This is a genomic window from Micromonospora sp. DT228 (genome assembly GCF_049841595.1).
Taxonomy (GTDB): domain Bacteria; phylum Actinomycetota; class Actinomycetes; order Mycobacteriales; family Micromonosporaceae; genus Micromonospora.
The window spans coordinates 126,166-140,936 of record NZ_JBNCKO010000003.1; the positions used below are offsets into that span (position 1 = coordinate 126,166).

Consider the following 14,771-nt stretch of genomic DNA (forward strand, 5'->3'; position numbering starts at 1 on the left):
GCCGTCGGGTGCTGCGGTAGTACCCGCGAGGAGCAATTCCGCAACCGTTGGCATGGCCGGCTTCACGGCATCGACCGCGCTGCCGATGATGCTCCTATGACAATCCACGTACGACGGTTGCGGCGCGGCGCCGAGGCCGAGTTCGTCTCGGGGTTGGAGTGGCTCTTCGCCCCTCCCGGCCGCCGTCCCGCCGACTGGGACCGCGACCGCGCCGTCGAGCGCACCGCGCGGGTACTCGACCACGAGGACGCCGCGCTCTTCGCCGCGCGATCGCAGGAGGATCAGGTGGTCGGCGTGGCCAGCGTCTACCTGGACATCCTCTCGGTGCGCTTCGGCCGTCGGGCTTCGATCGAGGATCTCGCCGTGCACCCCGAGTGGCGTTCCCGGGGTGTCGGTTCCAGCCTCCTGGCGGCGGCCAGGGCGTGGGCGCACGACCAGGGAGCCGACTACGTCTTCCTGGAGTCCGGCCTCGCCCGGACCGAGGCGCATCGCTTCTACCTCCGCGAGGGTGCGACCCACGCGGCCGCGGCGTTCAGGTGGAGCTCAGTGCACTGAGTCGACGACCGGGGTCGACTCCCGCCGCTGGGCCGCCGCGCGGTTACGCAGCCACCGCTTGAACCACGGGAAGTCCGGCAGCCGGGCGAGGATCGGCCCGGTCACCACGGTGATCAGGACGTACGTCGCCGCCAGCGCCGCCAACCGCGGCTCGACGCTCCCGGCAGCCACCGCGAGCCCGGCGATGACGATGGAGAACTCACCGCGAGGTACGAGTGCCAGGCCGGCCCGCCATCGACCGGGTTCCGCGATGCCGACCCGGCGGGCCGCGAGGTAGCCGGTGAGCGTCTTCGTCGCCATGGTGACCACGGCCAGGGCGAGTGCCGGCAGCAACACGGGCGGAATGTCCTGCGGGTCGGTGGTCAGGCCGAAGAAGACGAAGAACACCGCGGCGAACAGGTCCCGAAGGGGCGAGAGCAGTTCGGTGGCGTGGTGCGCCACCGGGCCGGAGAGGGCGATGCCGACCAGGAACGCGCCGACCGCCGCCGACACCTGGAGTGACGCGGCGAGGCCCGCGATCAGCAACGTCAGACCGAGTACGCCGAGAAGCAGTGCCTCCGGGTCCTTCGCCGACAGGGCGGACGAGATCAGGTGGCCGTACCTGATGGCGACCACAAGCACGAGCAGCACGGTGCCCACCGCGACAGCGAGTGCGATGCCGCCGCCCAGCAGGCCGGTGCCGGCCAGTACGGCGGTGACCAGCGGCAGGTAGAGCGCCATCGCCAGGTCCTCGATGACCAGGACCGAGAGGATCACCGGGGTTTCCCGGTTACCGAGCCGGCCCAGGTCGGCGAGGACCTTGGCGATCACCCCGGAGGAGGAGACCCAGGTGATGCCGCCGAGCACCAGGGCGGCGACCCAGTCCCAGCCGAGCAACAGGGCGAATCCCGCGCCGGGTAGCGCGTTGAGGACGCCGTCGATCAGCCCCGCCGGTGCCGCCGAGCGCAGGTTGCCGACAAGTTCGTTTGCCGAGTACTCCAGGCCGAGCATCACCAGCAGAAGGATCACGCCGATCTCGGCGCCTACTGCGAAGAACTCCTCGCTGGCGTCCAGCGGCAGCAGCCCGCCGTGCCCGAACGCGAGCCCGGCGAGCAGGTAGAGGGGAATGGGAGAGAGGCCGAAGCGCCGGCTGAGCCGGCTGAGGAGGCCAAGCAGCAGCAGCAGCGCACCGACTTCGATGAGCAGCGTGGTGAAATCGTGCATCCGCCTCAGCCGTCCGGGTCACTGTCGGCGAGGATGGCGGACACGCCGTCGAGACCTCTACGGGTCCCGACGACGACCACCACGTCGCCGGCCGCGAAGCGGAAGGAGGGGAGTGGCGAGACGATCACTTCGCCTTCGCGCAGGACCGCCACGATGGAGGCGCTGGTGCGGGTACGCGCCTTGGTGTCGCCGAGCTTGCGGTTGACGTACGGGGAGCCGGCCGAGATGGCGATCTGCTCGGTGAGCAGACCGGCGGCCTGCTCACGCAGCCCGGAGAGTTGACCGAGCATCAGCGACGCGCCGAGGATGTCGGCCAGAGCCTCGGCCTCGTCGTCGGTCAGCGGAATGTCCGCCTGGCAGGCGTCGGGATCGTCGGGATCGTAGAGAACGAGATCTCGGCGGCCGTTGCGGTGGGAGACGACGCCCAGGCGGCGTCCGGACTCCGTCACCAGATCGTGACGTACCCCGATCCCGGGTAAGGCGGTCTGCTCGACACGTACTCGCACCCGGGCAAGACTACTGCTTCGGAGACGCCGATGATCGGTCGGACATCAGGTCGGGCGGTGCTGCTGCTCGTACCCCTGTTGGCTGGGTGTTCGATCGGCGACGTCCGCCGGACGCCGCCGACCCCTTCGCCCCGGGCGGCCGTCACCGCGTCGTCTCCATCGGCCGCCGTCGCAGAGGTCCGCCGCGTCCGGGTCGCCGTTCCGCAGCGGTACGACCCTCCGTACGTCGAGTTCGTCGACGCCGAGCACGGCTACGCCCTCTTCGCCAACTGCGGCGAGCCACCGCCGGGCGACGACTGTCCGGCGCGACTGTTCGCCACCGATGACGGCGGACGGTCCTGGCCGGAGTTGCGACATCCCCACCCGACGTCGAAGAACCACCAGCTCTACGCCGCGCCGGAGGTCCTGACGTTGTGGAGTGAGCCGTACGGTTGGTGGACCTCGACCGACGGTGGCACCTCGTTCACGCACAGCCTGGACGGGCCGCCGCCGCAGTGGGTAGGCGCGCAGAGTCGATTCCAGTTGATCGAGGGCAGTGGTCAGGTCGGCGAGTGGGACGGTCAGCGGCTGCGCCCGCTCGCCACACAGCCGCGTCTACCCGCAATGCACACGGTCGACGCGGGCGACGGCCCGCTGGTGGTCGCGGTCGGGGAGAAGGACGGGAAGCCGTACGCGGCGGTCTCGTTCGACCGGGGGCGGAGCTGGCAGCAGACCCCGGTGCCGGCACCCGACGGGCCCGTCGCCGTCCTGCGGGCCGTGGTCGATCGGGACGGGACGGGATGGCTGGTCGGGGAGCGGCCGGACCGCAGGTCCTTTCCGGCGCTCTGGCGACTGCGCCGAGGGTGGGATCTCATCCGCGCCGAGGGGCATCCAGCGCACATTTCATCCGTCGCGCCGATCGGCGGCGGGCTGCTCGCGGTGACCAGCTCGGCGGGAACGGGCACGGCCACGGTCGGGGACGGTCGCTACACCGAGCTGCCCTGGCCGATCGGCCCCGACCGAAACCTGTCGGTGCTCACCGACGGCACGATCGTGGCTGCCGGCGGGGACGGTGACATCCTGCTCGGCGTCGGCCAGGTGGCCGAGCGCCGCTGGACGGTGATCATCCTCGACAAGTCCTGACGACCCCGGCTACGTGATCACCGTCAGAGATCTTGGATGAATCCGGCCCCTCCAGGGGCACTTTCTTGCCAAGATCTACTTCTCGGCCACGTACGTGCCCTTGCCTTGGTGGCCTTCGATCAAGCCGAGGACGACCAGGGGGTACGGCACTGGGTGTTCTGCGACCGGTGGCTGGACGGTGGCCGTCGCTACGTGCTCCGCGGCGACCACGAAACCCCGTGCACCGCGCGGTTGCCCCGGCGAATCGGCCCGTAGGGGCCGCGCAAGACCGTGATCGACTCGGTTTTCAGGATGTCGCGGCGTCCGGGCGGTCCGGATGCCCCGACTTCCTGAAAGGCGAGTGGATCAACCGTGCGCCGCGCGTCGGGGCCGGACGCGCCGGTGCCCGCCCCGGCCGAGCGGGTGCGGGCACCTGGGCGCGCCGTGGTCAGCGGAGGCTGGCGAAGAACTCGCGGATGTCGGCGACCAGGACGTCGGTGGCCTGGTGGGCGGCGTAGTGACCGCCGACGTCACCGCGGCCCTCGACGTCCGTCTCGTACGCCGTCCACCTGACGATGTTCGCGTGGTCCCGCTCGGCGAAGCGGCGGATGGACTGAAAGTCGCCGGGGAACATGGCGAGCGCGGTCGGTGCGGTGGTCGGCTCGGTCGGCGGCTCGCCGGCGTGCGCGTCCTCCCAGTAGAGCCGGATCGCCGAGGCGGCCGTGCCGGTGAACCAGTAGAGCGCCACGTTGGCCAGGACGAAGTCGGCGTCCAGGCTCTCGTCGAACAGTTGGGCGTTCCAGGCGAGCAGCCCGACCGGCGAGTCGGCCAGCCCGAACGCCAGGGTCTGCGGCTGCTGACTGTGCACCTGGTTGAAGGAGAACTTGTTCTCGTAGAACCACTGGAGGTGCCCGAGCGCGGCCTGGTCCGCCTCCGAGAGCCCGGCGAACTCGGCCGGGTCGCCGGAGGGGAACGAGAAGAGTTGGGTGACGTGGACGCCGAGGACGTGTTCGGCGTCGATCCGGCCCACCTCCGGCGCGACCATCGAGCCGGCGTCGTTGCCGACCGCGCCGTAGCTGTCGTACCCCAGGCGGTTCATCAGCTCGGCCCAGGCGCGGGCGATGCGGAACCGGTTCCAGCCGGCGCTGCGGGTCGGGCCGGAGAAGCCGAAGCCGGGCAGCGACGGGACGACCACGTGGAAGGCCGGCGCGTCCGGGTCGGTCGGCTCGGTGAGCGGGGCGATCACGTCGAGGTATTCCAGCACCGAGCCGGGCCAGCCGTGGGTGAGCACCAGCGCGGTGGCGTCCGGCCGGGACGACCGGACGTGCAGGAAGTGGATCTGCTCGCCGTCGATCTCGGTGACGAACTGGGGGTGGGCGTTCAGCCGGACCTCGACGGCACGCCAGTCGAACCCGTCGCGCCACCTGTCGACGAGGGCGCGCACCCGATCGGTGCTCATCCCGTAGGCGTCGCCCGCGCCGGGCAGCTCGGCGGGCCAGCTCGTGCGGCCGAGCCGGGCGGCCAGGTCGTCGAGGTCGGTCTGCGGGATCTCGACGCGGAACGGGCGGATCGCGGTGCCGGTCATCTCGGAACTCCTTCGGAACGGAATGTTTCGTTCTGCAATCATAGTAGCAGAGCGGAACGATCCGTTCCACTGCTAGGCTGAGTGCATGTCAACGACTCCCGGCAAGACGCTTGGCGGTCGCCGCGCCCAGGCCGCCCGCAACGACGAGGTCATCCTCGAAGCCGCGCGCGCGGTCTTCCTCGACGATCCGAAGGCGCCGATCGCCGCCGTCGCCGAACGCGCGGGCGTCGGCATCAGCGCGCTCTACCGGCGGTACGCGGGCAAGGAGGACCTGTTGCGTCAGCTCTGCCACGACGGGCTGCGCCGGTACGTTGCCGAGGCCGAGTCGGCCCTCGCCGAGCCGGACGACTGGACCGCGTTCGCCGGGTTTCTGGCTCGGGTGGTCGACGCCGACGTGCACTCGCTCACCGTCCACCTGGCCGGCACCTTCACCCCGACCGAGGAGATGGGCCGGGACGCGGTGCGCGCCAGCGAGCTGGCCACCGCCCTGTTCGAACGGGCCCGCGCCAGCGGGCGGCTGCGCCCCGACGTGGTCGTACCGGATCTGGGGTTGTTGCTGGAATCGTGCGCGGCGGTGCGCGTACCCGATCCGGAGCGGACCGGGCAGTTGCGCCGCCGCCAGCTCGCGGTGCTGCTGGCCGGTCTCTCGACGGCGCCGGACGCGGAACCGCTGCCCGGCCCGGCTCCGGCGGCCGGGGAGTTCGACTGGCGGTGGCGCCCTCGGGAGTGATGGGCGTCACGCGCTAAGGTTGAGTGGAATACGCTCAACTCTGGTTGTGTCCTTCTCAGTGGACAACGCCGATCCGGGGGAGCCCATGAACACCGAAAGACTCACCACCAAGAGCCGCGAGACCATCACGGGCGCTGTCGCGCTGGCCAACCAGCGTGGCCACGCCACAGTGGAGCCCTGGCACCTGCTGCTGTCACTCCTGGACACCGATGGCTCGACCGCCACCGGTCTGTTGCGCGCCGTCGGGGCCGACCCCGCCGAGCTGCGCCGGGCCGCCCAGCGCGCGGTCGACGCCCTGCCGGCCGCCCGTGGTTCGAGCATCGCCGAGCCGACGTTGGCTCGGGAGTTCGTCAACGCCATCGGCGCCGCCGAGCAGATCGCCCGGCCGTTGGGCGACGAATACACCTCCACCGAGCACCTGCTCGCCGGCCTGGCCCGGGTGGGTGGGGCGGTGTCCGGTGCGCTGCAGACGGCAGGCGCCACCGAGGAGGCCCTGGTCGCTGCCTTCCCGACCGTGCGCGGTGGCGACCGCCGGGTCACCACCGCCGACCCGGAGCAGACCTATCAGGCACTGACCAAGTACGGCGTCGACCTCACCGCAAGCGCCCGGGACGGCAAGATCGACCCGGTCATCGGCCGGGACGCCGAGATCCGCCGGGTCATCCAGGTGCTCTCCCGGCGTACGAAGAACAACCCGGTGCTGATCGGCGAGCCCGGCGTCGGCAAGACCGCGATCGTCGAGGGCCTCGCCCAGCGGATCGTCACCGGTGACGTGCCCGAGTCGCTGCGCGACAAGAAGCTGATCTCGCTGGACCTCGGGGCGATGGTCGCCGGCGCGCAGTACCGGGGCCAGTTCGAGGAGCGGCTGAAGTCCGTCCTGGAGGAGATCAAGAACTCCAACGGGCAGGTCATCACCTTCCTCGACGAGCTGCACACGGTCGTCGGCGCCGGCAAGGGCGAGGGCTCGATGGACGCCGGCAACATGCTCAAGCCGATGCTGGCCCGTGGCGAGCTGCGGATGGTGGGCGCCACCACGCTCGACGAGTACCGCGAGCACATCGAGAAGGACCCGGCGCTGGAGCGTCGTTTCCAGCCGGTGCTTGTCGGCGAGCCGACGATCGAGGACACCATCGGCATCCTGCGTGGGCTCAAGGAGCGCTACGAGGTGCACCACGGCGTACGGATCACCGACGCCGCGCTTGTCGCCGCCGCCACCCTGTCGGACCGCTACATCACCGACCGGTTCCTGCCGGACAAGGCGATCGACCTGGTCGACGAGTCCGCGTCCCGACTCCGGATGGAGATCGACTCCCGGCCCGTCGAGGTGGACGAGATCGAGCGGGCGGTCCGCCGGCTGGAGATCGAGGAGATGGCGCTGGCGAAGGAGCCGGACGCGGCCTCCGCCGAGCGGTTGGAGCGGCTGCGTAAGGAGTTGGCCGACAAGCGCGAGCAGCTCACCGTGCTCTCCGAGCGCTGGCAGACGGAGAAGAGCCACATCACCAAGCTCTCCACCGCCAAGGAGGAGCTGGAACGTCTCGGCGGCGAGGCCGAGCGGGCCGAGCGCGACGGGGAGTTGGAGCGCGCCGCCGAGCTGCGCTACGGCCGGATCCCCGCCCTCAAGGTCGAACTGACGCAGGCCGAGGAGGAGTTGGCCCAGCTCCAGGCCGACGGCGCGATGCTCAAGGAGGAGGTCGGCGCGGACGACATCGCCGCGGTGGTTGCCTCCTGGACCGGCATCCCCGCCGGCCGCCTGCTCGAAGGCGAGACGGCCAAGCTGCTGCGGATGGAGGAGTCGCTGGGCGGTCGGGTGGTCGGCCAGGCCGAGGCGGTCGGCGCGGTCTCCGACGCGGTCCGCCGGGCCCGGGCCGGCATCGCCGACCCGGACCGCCCGACCGGCAGCTTCCTCTTCCTCGGCCCCACCGGCGTCGGCAAGACCGAACTGGCCAAGGCCCTCGCCGAGTTCCTCTTCGACGACGAGCGGGCGATGGTCCGCATCGACATGAGCGAGTACGGCGAGAAGCACTCGGTCGCCCGACTGGTGGGCGCCCCGCCCGGTTACGTCGGCTACACCGAGGGCGGCCAGCTCACCGAGGCGGTGCGCCGCCGGCCGTACTCGGTGATCCTGCTCGACGAGGTGGAGAAGGCCCACCCGGACGTCTTCGACGTGCTGCTCCAGGTGCTCGACGACGGCCGGCTCACCGATGGCCAGGGCCGCACGGTGGACTTCCGCAACGCGATCCTGATCCTCACGTCCAACCTCGGGTCGTCGGTGATCGGCGACCTGACGCTGGCCGAGGAGCAGCGCCGGGAGGGTGTCCTGGCGGTGGTCCGGTCGCACTTCAAGCCGGAGTTCCTCAACCGGCTGGACGACATCGTGGTCTTCGCCTCGCTGCGCGGGGACGACCTGCGGACCATCGTCGACATCCAGCTGGACCGGATGCGGCGGCGGTTGGCCGACCGCAGGCTCGGCCTGGAGATCACCGATGCCGCTCGGGCCTGGTTGGCCGAGCACGGCTACGACCCGATCTACGGAGCCCGCCCACTGCGCAGGCTGGTCCAGACGGCGATCGGCGACCAGTTGGCGAAGGCCCTGCTGTCCGGCCAGATCCGCGACGGCCAAACGGTGAAGGTCGACCAGTCCGCAGAACCCAACACCCTCACGGTAACCCCCGCCTAACCACCCCCACCCCGGATGCTTCCCTGCGTTGATCATGGAGTTATTGCCCGACCGCGCGGCGTGTCGGGACAATAACTTCATGATCACCGGGGTCGAAGTGGGGTGGGTGGGGAAAGAGTTGGGGCATGTTTGGGATTGGGAAGAAATGGGAGCGGGAACTCGGTGCGGCCGTCGACACGTTGGTCGCGGCTGACACGCTCGCCTTCGGTGGGGTTGGCATCGCCGGGGCCCTGCTTCCGGTGACGGAGGCGTACGAGCGGGTTTCCGCAGCCGTCGACGACCATCCCGACGAGGTCCGCCGGCAGCTCGACCGCGTGCTGGCCGACGGCACACCCGCCGGCCGGGCGTACGCGGCCACGCTGCTGGAACGACTCGACCCGGCGGCGGCACGAGCGGCCTGGACCTCGTTGCGGGACGACCCGAGCGAGTTCACCACATTCGTCGGCTGTGTCATGGACCGCGAGACCCTTGGCAACTACGCCAGCCAACGGCTCGCCACATCTTGATCCATCTGCGGACACGGACGAACCACCGCCCACCCGGCCGTCCACAGTGCGATCGTGCACAACAGGCGATGCCGCGACTGCCGTCGGTAGTTGAGCTGTCGGTCACGGTACGGGTCGCACCGGAGCCGAGGATTGTTACCGTCTGCGCCGAGGTACCTGGGGAGATGGTCGGGTGGGCAGGTCAGTGACGTACCTGGTGGTGGCGCTTGCCGTACTCGCGGCGGTCGTCATCGTCGTCGCCGTGCGGGTCCGGCGGTCGGCGGCGACCCGGCCCGGCGGGCGGTCGTCGGACGCCACGGCGCAGTCGCTGCGCGGCGACCCGCTTCGCCTGGGCCTGGGCGACCGCGTGCGGATCCGCAATCGGGAGTACGCGGTGAGCGGCACCATCCGCCTGGTCGAGGGAGACTGGAGCTGGGTGCAGCACCTGCTCGACGACGACACCGGCACCCGCTACCGGCTCTCCGTGGAGGACGGCCCCGCACTGGAGCTGGTGCTCTGGACGGCCGAGCCGGGCGCGAGCGTGACCCCGGGTGCCCCGACCATCGACCTCGGTCGGCGGCGCTACACCTGGGCCGAGACGGGGCAGGCCCGCTACACCGCCACCGAGCAGGTCGGGCTGCCGTCGGAAGGGACGATGCGCTATCACGACTACCAGTCCGGTGGCGGGGCACGGCTCTCCTTCGAGGCGTACGGCGAAGAGGGTTGGCGAGTGGCCCGCGGTCACCTGCTCCACCCCGCTGACCTGACGATCCTTCCCGGATCCGGAGAGCGCTGAGCCCGGGCCGGGTGGGCGTGCCGGCTCGTCACGGCATGCCGAAACGGCCGGTTCCCGATACGGTGTGATCGATCTGAGGGAAGGAGAATCATGGTCGATTCCCAGAGCACGCCGGCCCGTCAGCGGCCATCCATCGTGTCGATTTCGAGTTACCTGCTCTTCCTGTTCGCGGCGCTTCAGGTGATCACGCTGATCATCTCGCTCAGCACCTTCAGCAAGACGCGGGACGCCGTCCGCGACGCGTACGCGGGCACCGCCGACGCGGACCAGACGGCCGATGTCTTCGCCGCCATCGGCCTCGTCAGCGGCATCGTGCTGCTGCTGCTCGCGGTCACGCTTGTCGTCCTGGCCCTGTTCAACAACCGGGGCCGCAACGGCGCCCGGATCACCACCTGGGTCGTCGGCGGCATCATGGTCTGCTGTCTGGGCAGTGGCCTGCTCGGCAACGCGGGCGGCCGGTTCAACACCGGCGGCGGCACCGGCGATGCGCCGAGCGCCGAGGAGATCCAGCGCCGCCTGGAGGACGCCCTGCCCTCCTGGGTCGTCCCGGCCAACCTGGTGCTCGGTGCGCTCAGCCTGATCGCGCTGCTCACCGCGCTGATCCTGCTGGCGCTTCCGAAGGCCCACCCGTTCTTCCGCAAGGCCACCGCGGCCTGGGAGCCGCCGGCCCCGGGCGCCAGCTACCCGGGTGCCCCGCAGACCCCGGGTCAGCCCGGTTACCCGCAGTCGTCAGGTGAGCCGGGTTACCCGTCGAGTGGGGAGCCGAGCTACCCGCCGCCGGCGAACCGGCCGGACGACACGCCGCCCGGGTCAACCCCACCGTCGACGAGTTGACGGCCCGGTAAGCACGACGCCGACGATCCCTCCGAGTAGGTTGCAACCCGACGCCTACCGGAGGGATTCGTCGTGTCGTACCCCGAATCGGCATCGGCTCGCCGGCCTGCCGTCGTCCTGTCGGCCGCAACCGTGCTGTGGGTGATGGCGGTGGCCTCGCTCGCGTACACAGTTGTCGACCTGGTGGTGTTGGGCGGGACCGTCGACGCGTTCCGCTCCGCCGCCCGGGACACCTCGGCCAGTCCGGAGCAGATCGACGACGTGGTGACCCTGCTGCGCGCGTCCGCCGTGCTGTCGGCGGTGCTGGCCGCGCTCTCCGCGCCGGTGCTCGCCGGCCTGGCCCTCGGGCTGCTGGCGGCCCGCAACGGCGTCCGGGTGGCTACCTGGGTGGTCAGCGGGCTCGGTGTGCTCGGCGGCTGTTGCAGCGTGGCGGTGCTCATCGGTGAACGGGCCGCGCCGCTGCAACTGGGTGCCGACGACCAGGCTCTCGCCGAGTTGCTGGGCCTGATCGGTGACGCCTACCCGTCCTGGTGGATCCCGCTCAACGCCGGCCTTTCCGTCGGGCAGGTGCTCGGTTACCTTGTAGTAGCCGTGCTGCTGGCCCTGCCGGCGGCGAACGCCTGGTTCGGTCACCGCCGCTCGACCGCGCCGCCCGCGTTCACGTCCGTCCCGCACTATCCGCAGTCGGCGCCGCCCGCGCCCCCGTACCCGCCCAGGTGAGGACCGCCCCGTGCCGCTCGACCCCACCACTGCCGAGCGTCGGGCCCTGATCACCGGGGCGACCGCAGGCATCGGCGCGGCGTTCGCCAGGCGGCTGGCCGCCGACGGTTGGCATCTGGTGCTCGTCGCCCGCGACGCGGCCCGGTTGGCAGAGTTGGCCGGCGAGTTGGGTTCCGCCCACGGCCGCGAGATGGAGACCATCCCGGCGGATCTGTCCACCGACGACGGGTGCGCCATCGTGGAGCAGCGGCTCGCCGACGGCGGTCCCGTGCACCTGCTCGTCAACAATGCCGGGATCAGTCTGAACAAACCGTTCCTGCGGTCCACCGCGGAGGACGAGGCGCGGCTGTTGCGGCTCAACGTGCACGCCGTCATGCGGCTGACCCTGGCGGCGTTGCGACCGATGACCGACCGCCGGAATGGGGCAGTGATAAATGTCTCTTCGGTCGCCGGGTTCGGTACGGCCATGCCCGGATCGACGTACTCGGCCAGCAAGGCGTGGGTCACCAACTTCAGCGAGTCGGTTGGTCTGTCGGCCCGGCCGTTCGGGGTCCGCGTGATGGCCCTCTGCCCCGGCTACACCCGCACGGAGTTCCACGAGCGGGCCGGCATCAACATGTCCAAGACGCCCGAGTGGCTGTGGCTGCGGGCCGCGGATGTGGTCGACGAAGCCCTGCGTGACCTGGGCAAAGGCAAGATGGTCAGTGTCCCGGCATGGAAGTACAAGGTGGTCGTCGCCGGCATGCGGCACGCGCCGCGTCGGCTGCTCCAGGCGGTCGCCCGGGACACTCGCGGCCGGATCGGCCGCGACGAGCACTGAGCCCCGACGGGCCTGTCGGCCCCCGGTGGTCGGTGCCCAGACGTTGGCGCGCCGCTGTCAGGACAGTCGCTGAGCGTAGTGGTACATCGCCAACCATCGGTGCCTCGCCGGGCTGGTCAGGGTGGACCCCGCACACGCCGCTCAGACTTGCGCAGTAACCTCTATCGCCATGGGGGACCACGACGACCTGCGTAAATTCATTACCGACCTGGCCGTGGTCCACGGACGGGTCGTGCTCTCCTCGGGGCGTGAGGCAGACTGGTACGTGGATCTGCGGCGCGTCACGCTCCATCACCAGGCCGCTCCTCTGGTCGGCCGGGTGTTGCTCGACCTCACCGCCGACTGGGATTACGCCGCGGTCGGTGGCCTCACCCTTGGCGCGGATCCCGTCGCGGTCTCGATGCTGCACGCCGCCGCTCCGACCGGCCGCGCCCTGGACGCCTTCGTGGTGCGCAAGGCGGGCAAGGCGCACGGTCTGCAACGGCGGATCGAGGGACCGGAGGTGGCCGGCCGCCGAGTGTTGGCGGTGGAAGATACATCCACGACGGGCGGAAGTGTGTTGACCGCTGTCGAGGCGCTTCGCGAGGCCGGGGCGGAAGTCGTGGGCGTGGCGGTTATTGTTGATCGAGGCGCCGGCGACGCGGTGCGAGCCGCCGGATTGCCTTACCGGGCGGCCTATACGTTGGCTGACCTCGGCCTTGTGGCGTAAAAGTTTGCCGATTCGGATCTGCTGATATGCAGGCGGATCGATGCTGCTGGTGGAAGGATGGAATACGTGGGAACTGCGTTGGCCGAAATGACTATGCCTCAGATCTCGCCGCTTAACGGCGAGCCGATCGAACGTGCCGATGCCGAGCGTCTCGCCGGGGTCCTCAAGGCCCTTGCGGATCCTGCTCGGCTGCGGCTGCTCAGCCTGATCCAGTCGGCCCCCGAGGGCGAGGCGTGCGTCTGTGACCTGACGGCGCCGCTCGGCCTCTCTCAGCCGACGGTCAGTCATCACCTGCGTATCCTCACCGAGGCGGGTTTGCTGCAGCGGGAGAAGCGCGGTGTCTGGGCGTACTACAGCCTGGTCCCGAGTGCGATCGCGACGATCGCCGACCTGCTGACCCCGCCGCGTAAGCGGGCCACCAAGAAGGCCCGCTGACGTAGGCACTGCACGCCGTCCCGCTCCGGGGCGGCGTCCGGTGGCGAGCCAGGGGTGGCGCCATCGGTGGGTAACACCTGCTCGTCCCCGGCCGCACCGCCGGAGGCCGGGTCCGACATGCCGACGGCCGACCCCCGCACCAGGGGCCGGCCGTCGTCGTCGTACGTGGGCTCAGTGATCCTGGCCGTGCTCCGGGCGGTGCCGGCCGTGCTGGTGCCGGTCGTGGTCGAACGCCTCGCGGGCCGCCTCCACCGCGCCGGCGGCGCTGGCCGCCGCGACCACCGCGACCGCCTCGCCGCGCTTACGCGCGCGCCTGTCGCGGAGGAACTCGAAGAAGATCGGCAACACCGAGATCAGGATGATCAGGGCCACCACCGGCAGGATGTAACGGTCGATCTTGTCGCCGATGGCTTCGTAGATCTGCTCGGCGAGCAGGTAGCCGATCAGCAGGATGCCGTCCACCCAGAGCACCGCGCCGACGATGTTCCAGAGCAGGAACTTGCGGGCCGGCATGCCGAGCGCGCCCGCGACCGGGTTGAGGAACGTCCGGACGATCGGGATGAAGCGCGCCAGCACCACGGCCTTCGCCGGGCCGAACTTCTGGAAGTAGTACTCGGCCTTCTCCACGTACTCCTTCTTGAAGAGCCGGGAGTTCGGCCGCTCGAACATCGGCCGGCCATACCGGGCACCGAGCCAGTGCCCCAGCTGCGCGCCGACGATCGCGCAGATCGGGCCGCCGATCAGCAGGCCGACCAGGGACAGTCGCGTGCCGTCACCGAAGATCGCGTCCGCCACCGGCGACGAGGCCACCCCGGCGAGGAACAGCAGTGAGTCGCCCGGGAAGAAGAAGCCGACCAGCAGGCCAGTTTCGGCGAAGAGGATCACCCACACGCCGATCAGCCCGAAGGTCTGCAACAGATCCTTGGGATCGAGCGGGTTCAGGGCGACGCTCTCCATGAGAGCGCGGGTCTTCTCAGCTGTGTCCACGGCCACAAAGGGTACCGAAGCCCAAGGTCCGGGCCGCGCCGGACCGGCACCGCGCCACCCGCCCGCGTAGTGGAGTTCGGTAGGCCTTACTGCAATGTTCCGTACGCCCGCTTCCGTCATCTGGGGTAGGAGCCCCGGGAGGTGCAGTGACGTACGAGGAGTTCGCGGACACGCGGCTGGCCCCGCTACTGCGGTACGCGGTGATGCTCACCGGTGATCCGCACCAGGCCCAGGATCTGGTCCAGGAGACGATGGTCCGGGTCCAACTGAACTGGCGTCGGGTCGCCCGCGCGGATTCCCCCGAGCACTACGTGCGCCGGATGCTCACCAACCAGTACGTCGACTGGCGGCGCGGCTCCTGGGTCCGCCGGGTGCTGCTGCGTGGGGAGGCCGACACGACGGTGCCGGTGCCCACCGATCACACCGAGACCGCCGTGGACCGCGACCAGATCTGGTCCTGGCTGTCCCGGCTGCCGCGCCGGCAGCGCGCCACCCTGGTGCTGCGCTACTACGAGGACCTGCCCGACGCGGAGATCGCCGACATCCTCGGCTGTGCCGTCGGGACCGTCCGTTCGTCCATCTCCCGAGCCCTGGCCACGCTCCGGGCCGAGTACGTGGAGGTATGACA

17 protein-coding genes are annotated in these 14,771 nt (G+C 70.5%); 13 read left to right on the plus strand and 4 right to left on the minus strand.

Annotation, left to right across the window (positions count from 1 at the left end):
• Positions 1–96: 96 nt before the first annotated feature.
• Positions 97–555, plus strand: coding sequence for a GNAT family N-acetyltransferase (locus ACLQ29_RS07260; protein ID WP_425770881.1), 459 nt, complete (start codon positions 97–99; stop codon positions 553–555).
• Here the strand turns inward: ACLQ29_RS07260 and ACLQ29_RS07265 are convergent.
• Together ACLQ29_RS07265 and ACLQ29_RS07270 are read right to left on the minus strand one after the other, a co-directional pair.
• On the minus strand, positions 544–1,758 hold the full coding sequence (locus ACLQ29_RS07265; RefSeq protein WP_425770882.1) for a cation:proton antiporter: 1,215 nt from the start codon (positions 1,756–1,758) through the stop codon (positions 544–546). The two genes, ACLQ29_RS07260 and ACLQ29_RS07265, sit on opposite strands and share 12 nt — an antisense overlap.
• Before the next feature lie 5 nt (positions 1,759–1,763).
• Entirely contained in the window at positions 1,764–2,264 is a 501-nt protein-coding gene (locus ACLQ29_RS07270; protein ID WP_425770883.1) for a cation:proton antiporter regulatory subunit, read from the minus strand.
• 30 nt (positions 2,265–2,294) lie between these two features.
• On the opposite strand from ACLQ29_RS07270, the gene ACLQ29_RS07275 reads away from it, so the two are divergent.
• Positions 2,295–3,386: a hypothetical protein gene (locus tag ACLQ29_RS07275; protein WP_425770884.1), complete on the plus strand. Its 1,092-nt coding sequence runs from the start codon at positions 2,295–2,297 to the stop codon at positions 3,384–3,386.
• Positions 3,387–3,494: 108 nt separating this feature from the next.
• The gene (locus ACLQ29_RS07280) at positions 3,495–3,641 is read left to right on the plus strand and encodes a hypothetical protein (protein WP_425771260.1); all 147 of its coding nucleotides are present in this window, start codon (positions 3,495–3,497) and stop codon (positions 3,639–3,641) included.
• Positions 3,642–3,813: 172 nt separating this feature from the next.
• On the opposite strand, the gene ACLQ29_RS07285 is transcribed toward ACLQ29_RS07280, so the two are convergent.
• Entirely contained in the window at positions 3,814–4,950 is a 1,137-nt protein-coding gene (locus tag ACLQ29_RS07285) for an epoxide hydrolase family protein (RefSeq protein WP_425770885.1), read from the minus strand.
• An 85-nt stretch (positions 4,951–5,035) separates the two neighbouring features.
• On the opposite strand from ACLQ29_RS07285, the gene ACLQ29_RS07290 reads away from it, so the two are divergent.
• From ACLQ29_RS07290 to ACLQ29_RS07330, 9 genes are all read left to right on the plus strand, one after another.
• Entirely contained in the window at positions 5,036–5,680 is a 645-nt protein-coding gene (locus ACLQ29_RS07290) for a TetR/AcrR family transcriptional regulator (RefSeq protein WP_425770886.1), read from the plus strand.
• 85 nt (positions 5,681–5,765) lie between these two features.
• The gene (gene clpB, locus ACLQ29_RS07295; protein ID WP_425770887.1) at positions 5,766–8,357 is read left to right on the plus strand and encodes an ATP-dependent chaperone ClpB; all 2,592 of its coding nucleotides are present in this window, start codon (positions 5,766–5,768) and stop codon (positions 8,355–8,357) included.
• A gap of 125 nt (positions 8,358–8,482) precedes the next feature.
• A complete protein-coding gene (locus tag ACLQ29_RS07300) occupies positions 8,483–8,863 on the plus strand; it encodes a hypothetical protein (protein WP_425770888.1) in 381 nt (126 codons plus the stop codon).
• A gap of 172 nt (positions 8,864–9,035) precedes the next feature.
• Complete coding sequence (locus ACLQ29_RS07305; protein WP_425770889.1) at positions 9,036–9,638, plus strand: DUF4178 domain-containing protein; 603 nt, start codon at positions 9,036–9,038, stop codon at positions 9,636–9,638.
• A gap of 90 nt (positions 9,639–9,728) precedes the next feature.
• The gene (locus tag ACLQ29_RS07310) at positions 9,729–10,472 is read left to right on the plus strand and encodes a hypothetical protein (RefSeq protein ID WP_425770890.1); all 744 of its coding nucleotides are present in this window, start codon (positions 9,729–9,731) and stop codon (positions 10,470–10,472) included.
• 72 nt (positions 10,473–10,544) lie between these two features.
• Entirely contained in the window at positions 10,545–11,192 is a 648-nt protein-coding gene (locus ACLQ29_RS07315; protein ID WP_425770891.1) for a hypothetical protein, read from the plus strand.
• A 10-nt stretch (positions 11,193–11,202) separates the two neighbouring features.
• On the plus strand, positions 11,203–12,012 hold the full coding sequence (locus tag ACLQ29_RS07320) for an SDR family NAD(P)-dependent oxidoreductase (protein ID WP_425770892.1): 810 nt from the start codon (positions 11,203–11,205) through the stop codon (positions 12,010–12,012).
• 169 nt (positions 12,013–12,181) lie between these two features.
• A complete protein-coding gene (gene pyrE / locus ACLQ29_RS07325; protein ID WP_357373246.1) occupies positions 12,182–12,721 on the plus strand; it encodes an orotate phosphoribosyltransferase in 540 nt (179 codons plus the stop codon).
• 57 nt (positions 12,722–12,778) lie between these two features.
• Positions 12,779–13,156 carry an ArsR/SmtB family transcription factor gene (locus tag ACLQ29_RS07330; protein WP_030332125.1) on the plus strand — a complete coding sequence of 126 codons (378 nt, stop codon included), beginning with the start codon at positions 12,779–12,781 and terminating at the stop codon, positions 13,154–13,156.
• A gap of 171 nt (positions 13,157–13,327) precedes the next feature.
• Here the strand turns inward: ACLQ29_RS07330 and ACLQ29_RS07335 are convergent, their stop codons facing one another.
• The gene (locus ACLQ29_RS07335; protein ID WP_425771237.1) at positions 13,328–14,113 is read right to left on the minus strand and encodes a DedA family protein; all 786 of its coding nucleotides are present in this window, start codon (positions 14,111–14,113) and stop codon (positions 13,328–13,330) included.
• A gap of 176 nt (positions 14,114–14,289) precedes the next feature.
• Here ACLQ29_RS07335 and ACLQ29_RS07340 point away from each other — a divergent pair, with 176 nt between their 5' ends.
• Positions 14,290–14,769: a SigE family RNA polymerase sigma factor gene (locus ACLQ29_RS07340; RefSeq protein ID WP_425770893.1), complete on the plus strand. Its 480-nt coding sequence runs from the start codon at positions 14,290–14,292 to the stop codon at positions 14,767–14,769.
• Positions 14,770–14,771 lie beyond the last annotated feature (2 nt).

Coding starts and splice junctions, on each gene's coding strand:
- ACLQ29_RS07260 (WP_425770881.1), top strand. CDS start 97: ATGACAATCCACGTACGACGGTTGCGGCGCGGCGCCGAGGCCGAGTTC.
- ACLQ29_RS07265 (WP_425770882.1), bottom strand. CDS start 1,758: ATGCACGATTTCACCACGCTGCTCATCGAAGTCGGTGCGCTGCTGCTG.
- ACLQ29_RS07275 (WP_425770884.1), top strand. CDS start 2,295: ATGATCGGTCGGACATCAGGTCGGGCGGTGCTGCTGCTCGTACCCCTG.
- ACLQ29_RS07285 (WP_425770885.1), bottom strand. CDS start 4,950: ATGACCGGCACCGCGATCCGCCCGTTCCGCGTCGAGATCCCGCAGACC.
- ACLQ29_RS07290 (WP_425770886.1), top strand. CDS start 5,036: ATGTCAACGACTCCCGGCAAGACGCTTGGCGGTCGCCGCGCCCAGGCC.
- clpB (WP_425770887.1), top strand. CDS start 5,766: ATGAACACCGAAAGACTCACCACCAAGAGCCGCGAGACCATCACGGGC.
- ACLQ29_RS07300 (WP_425770888.1), top strand. CDS start 8,483: ATGTTTGGGATTGGGAAGAAATGGGAGCGGGAACTCGGTGCGGCCGTC.
- ACLQ29_RS07310 (WP_425770890.1), top strand. CDS start 9,729: ATGGTCGATTCCCAGAGCACGCCGGCCCGTCAGCGGCCATCCATCGTG.
- pyrE (WP_357373246.1), top strand. CDS start 12,182: ATGGGGGACCACGACGACCTGCGTAAATTCATTACCGACCTGGCCGTG.
- ACLQ29_RS07330 (WP_030332125.1), top strand. CDS start 12,779: ATGGAATACGTGGGAACTGCGTTGGCCGAAATGACTATGCCTCAGATC.
- ACLQ29_RS07335 (WP_425771237.1), bottom strand. CDS start 14,113: ATGGAGAGCGTCGCCCTGAACCCGCTCGATCCCAAGGATCTGTTGCAG.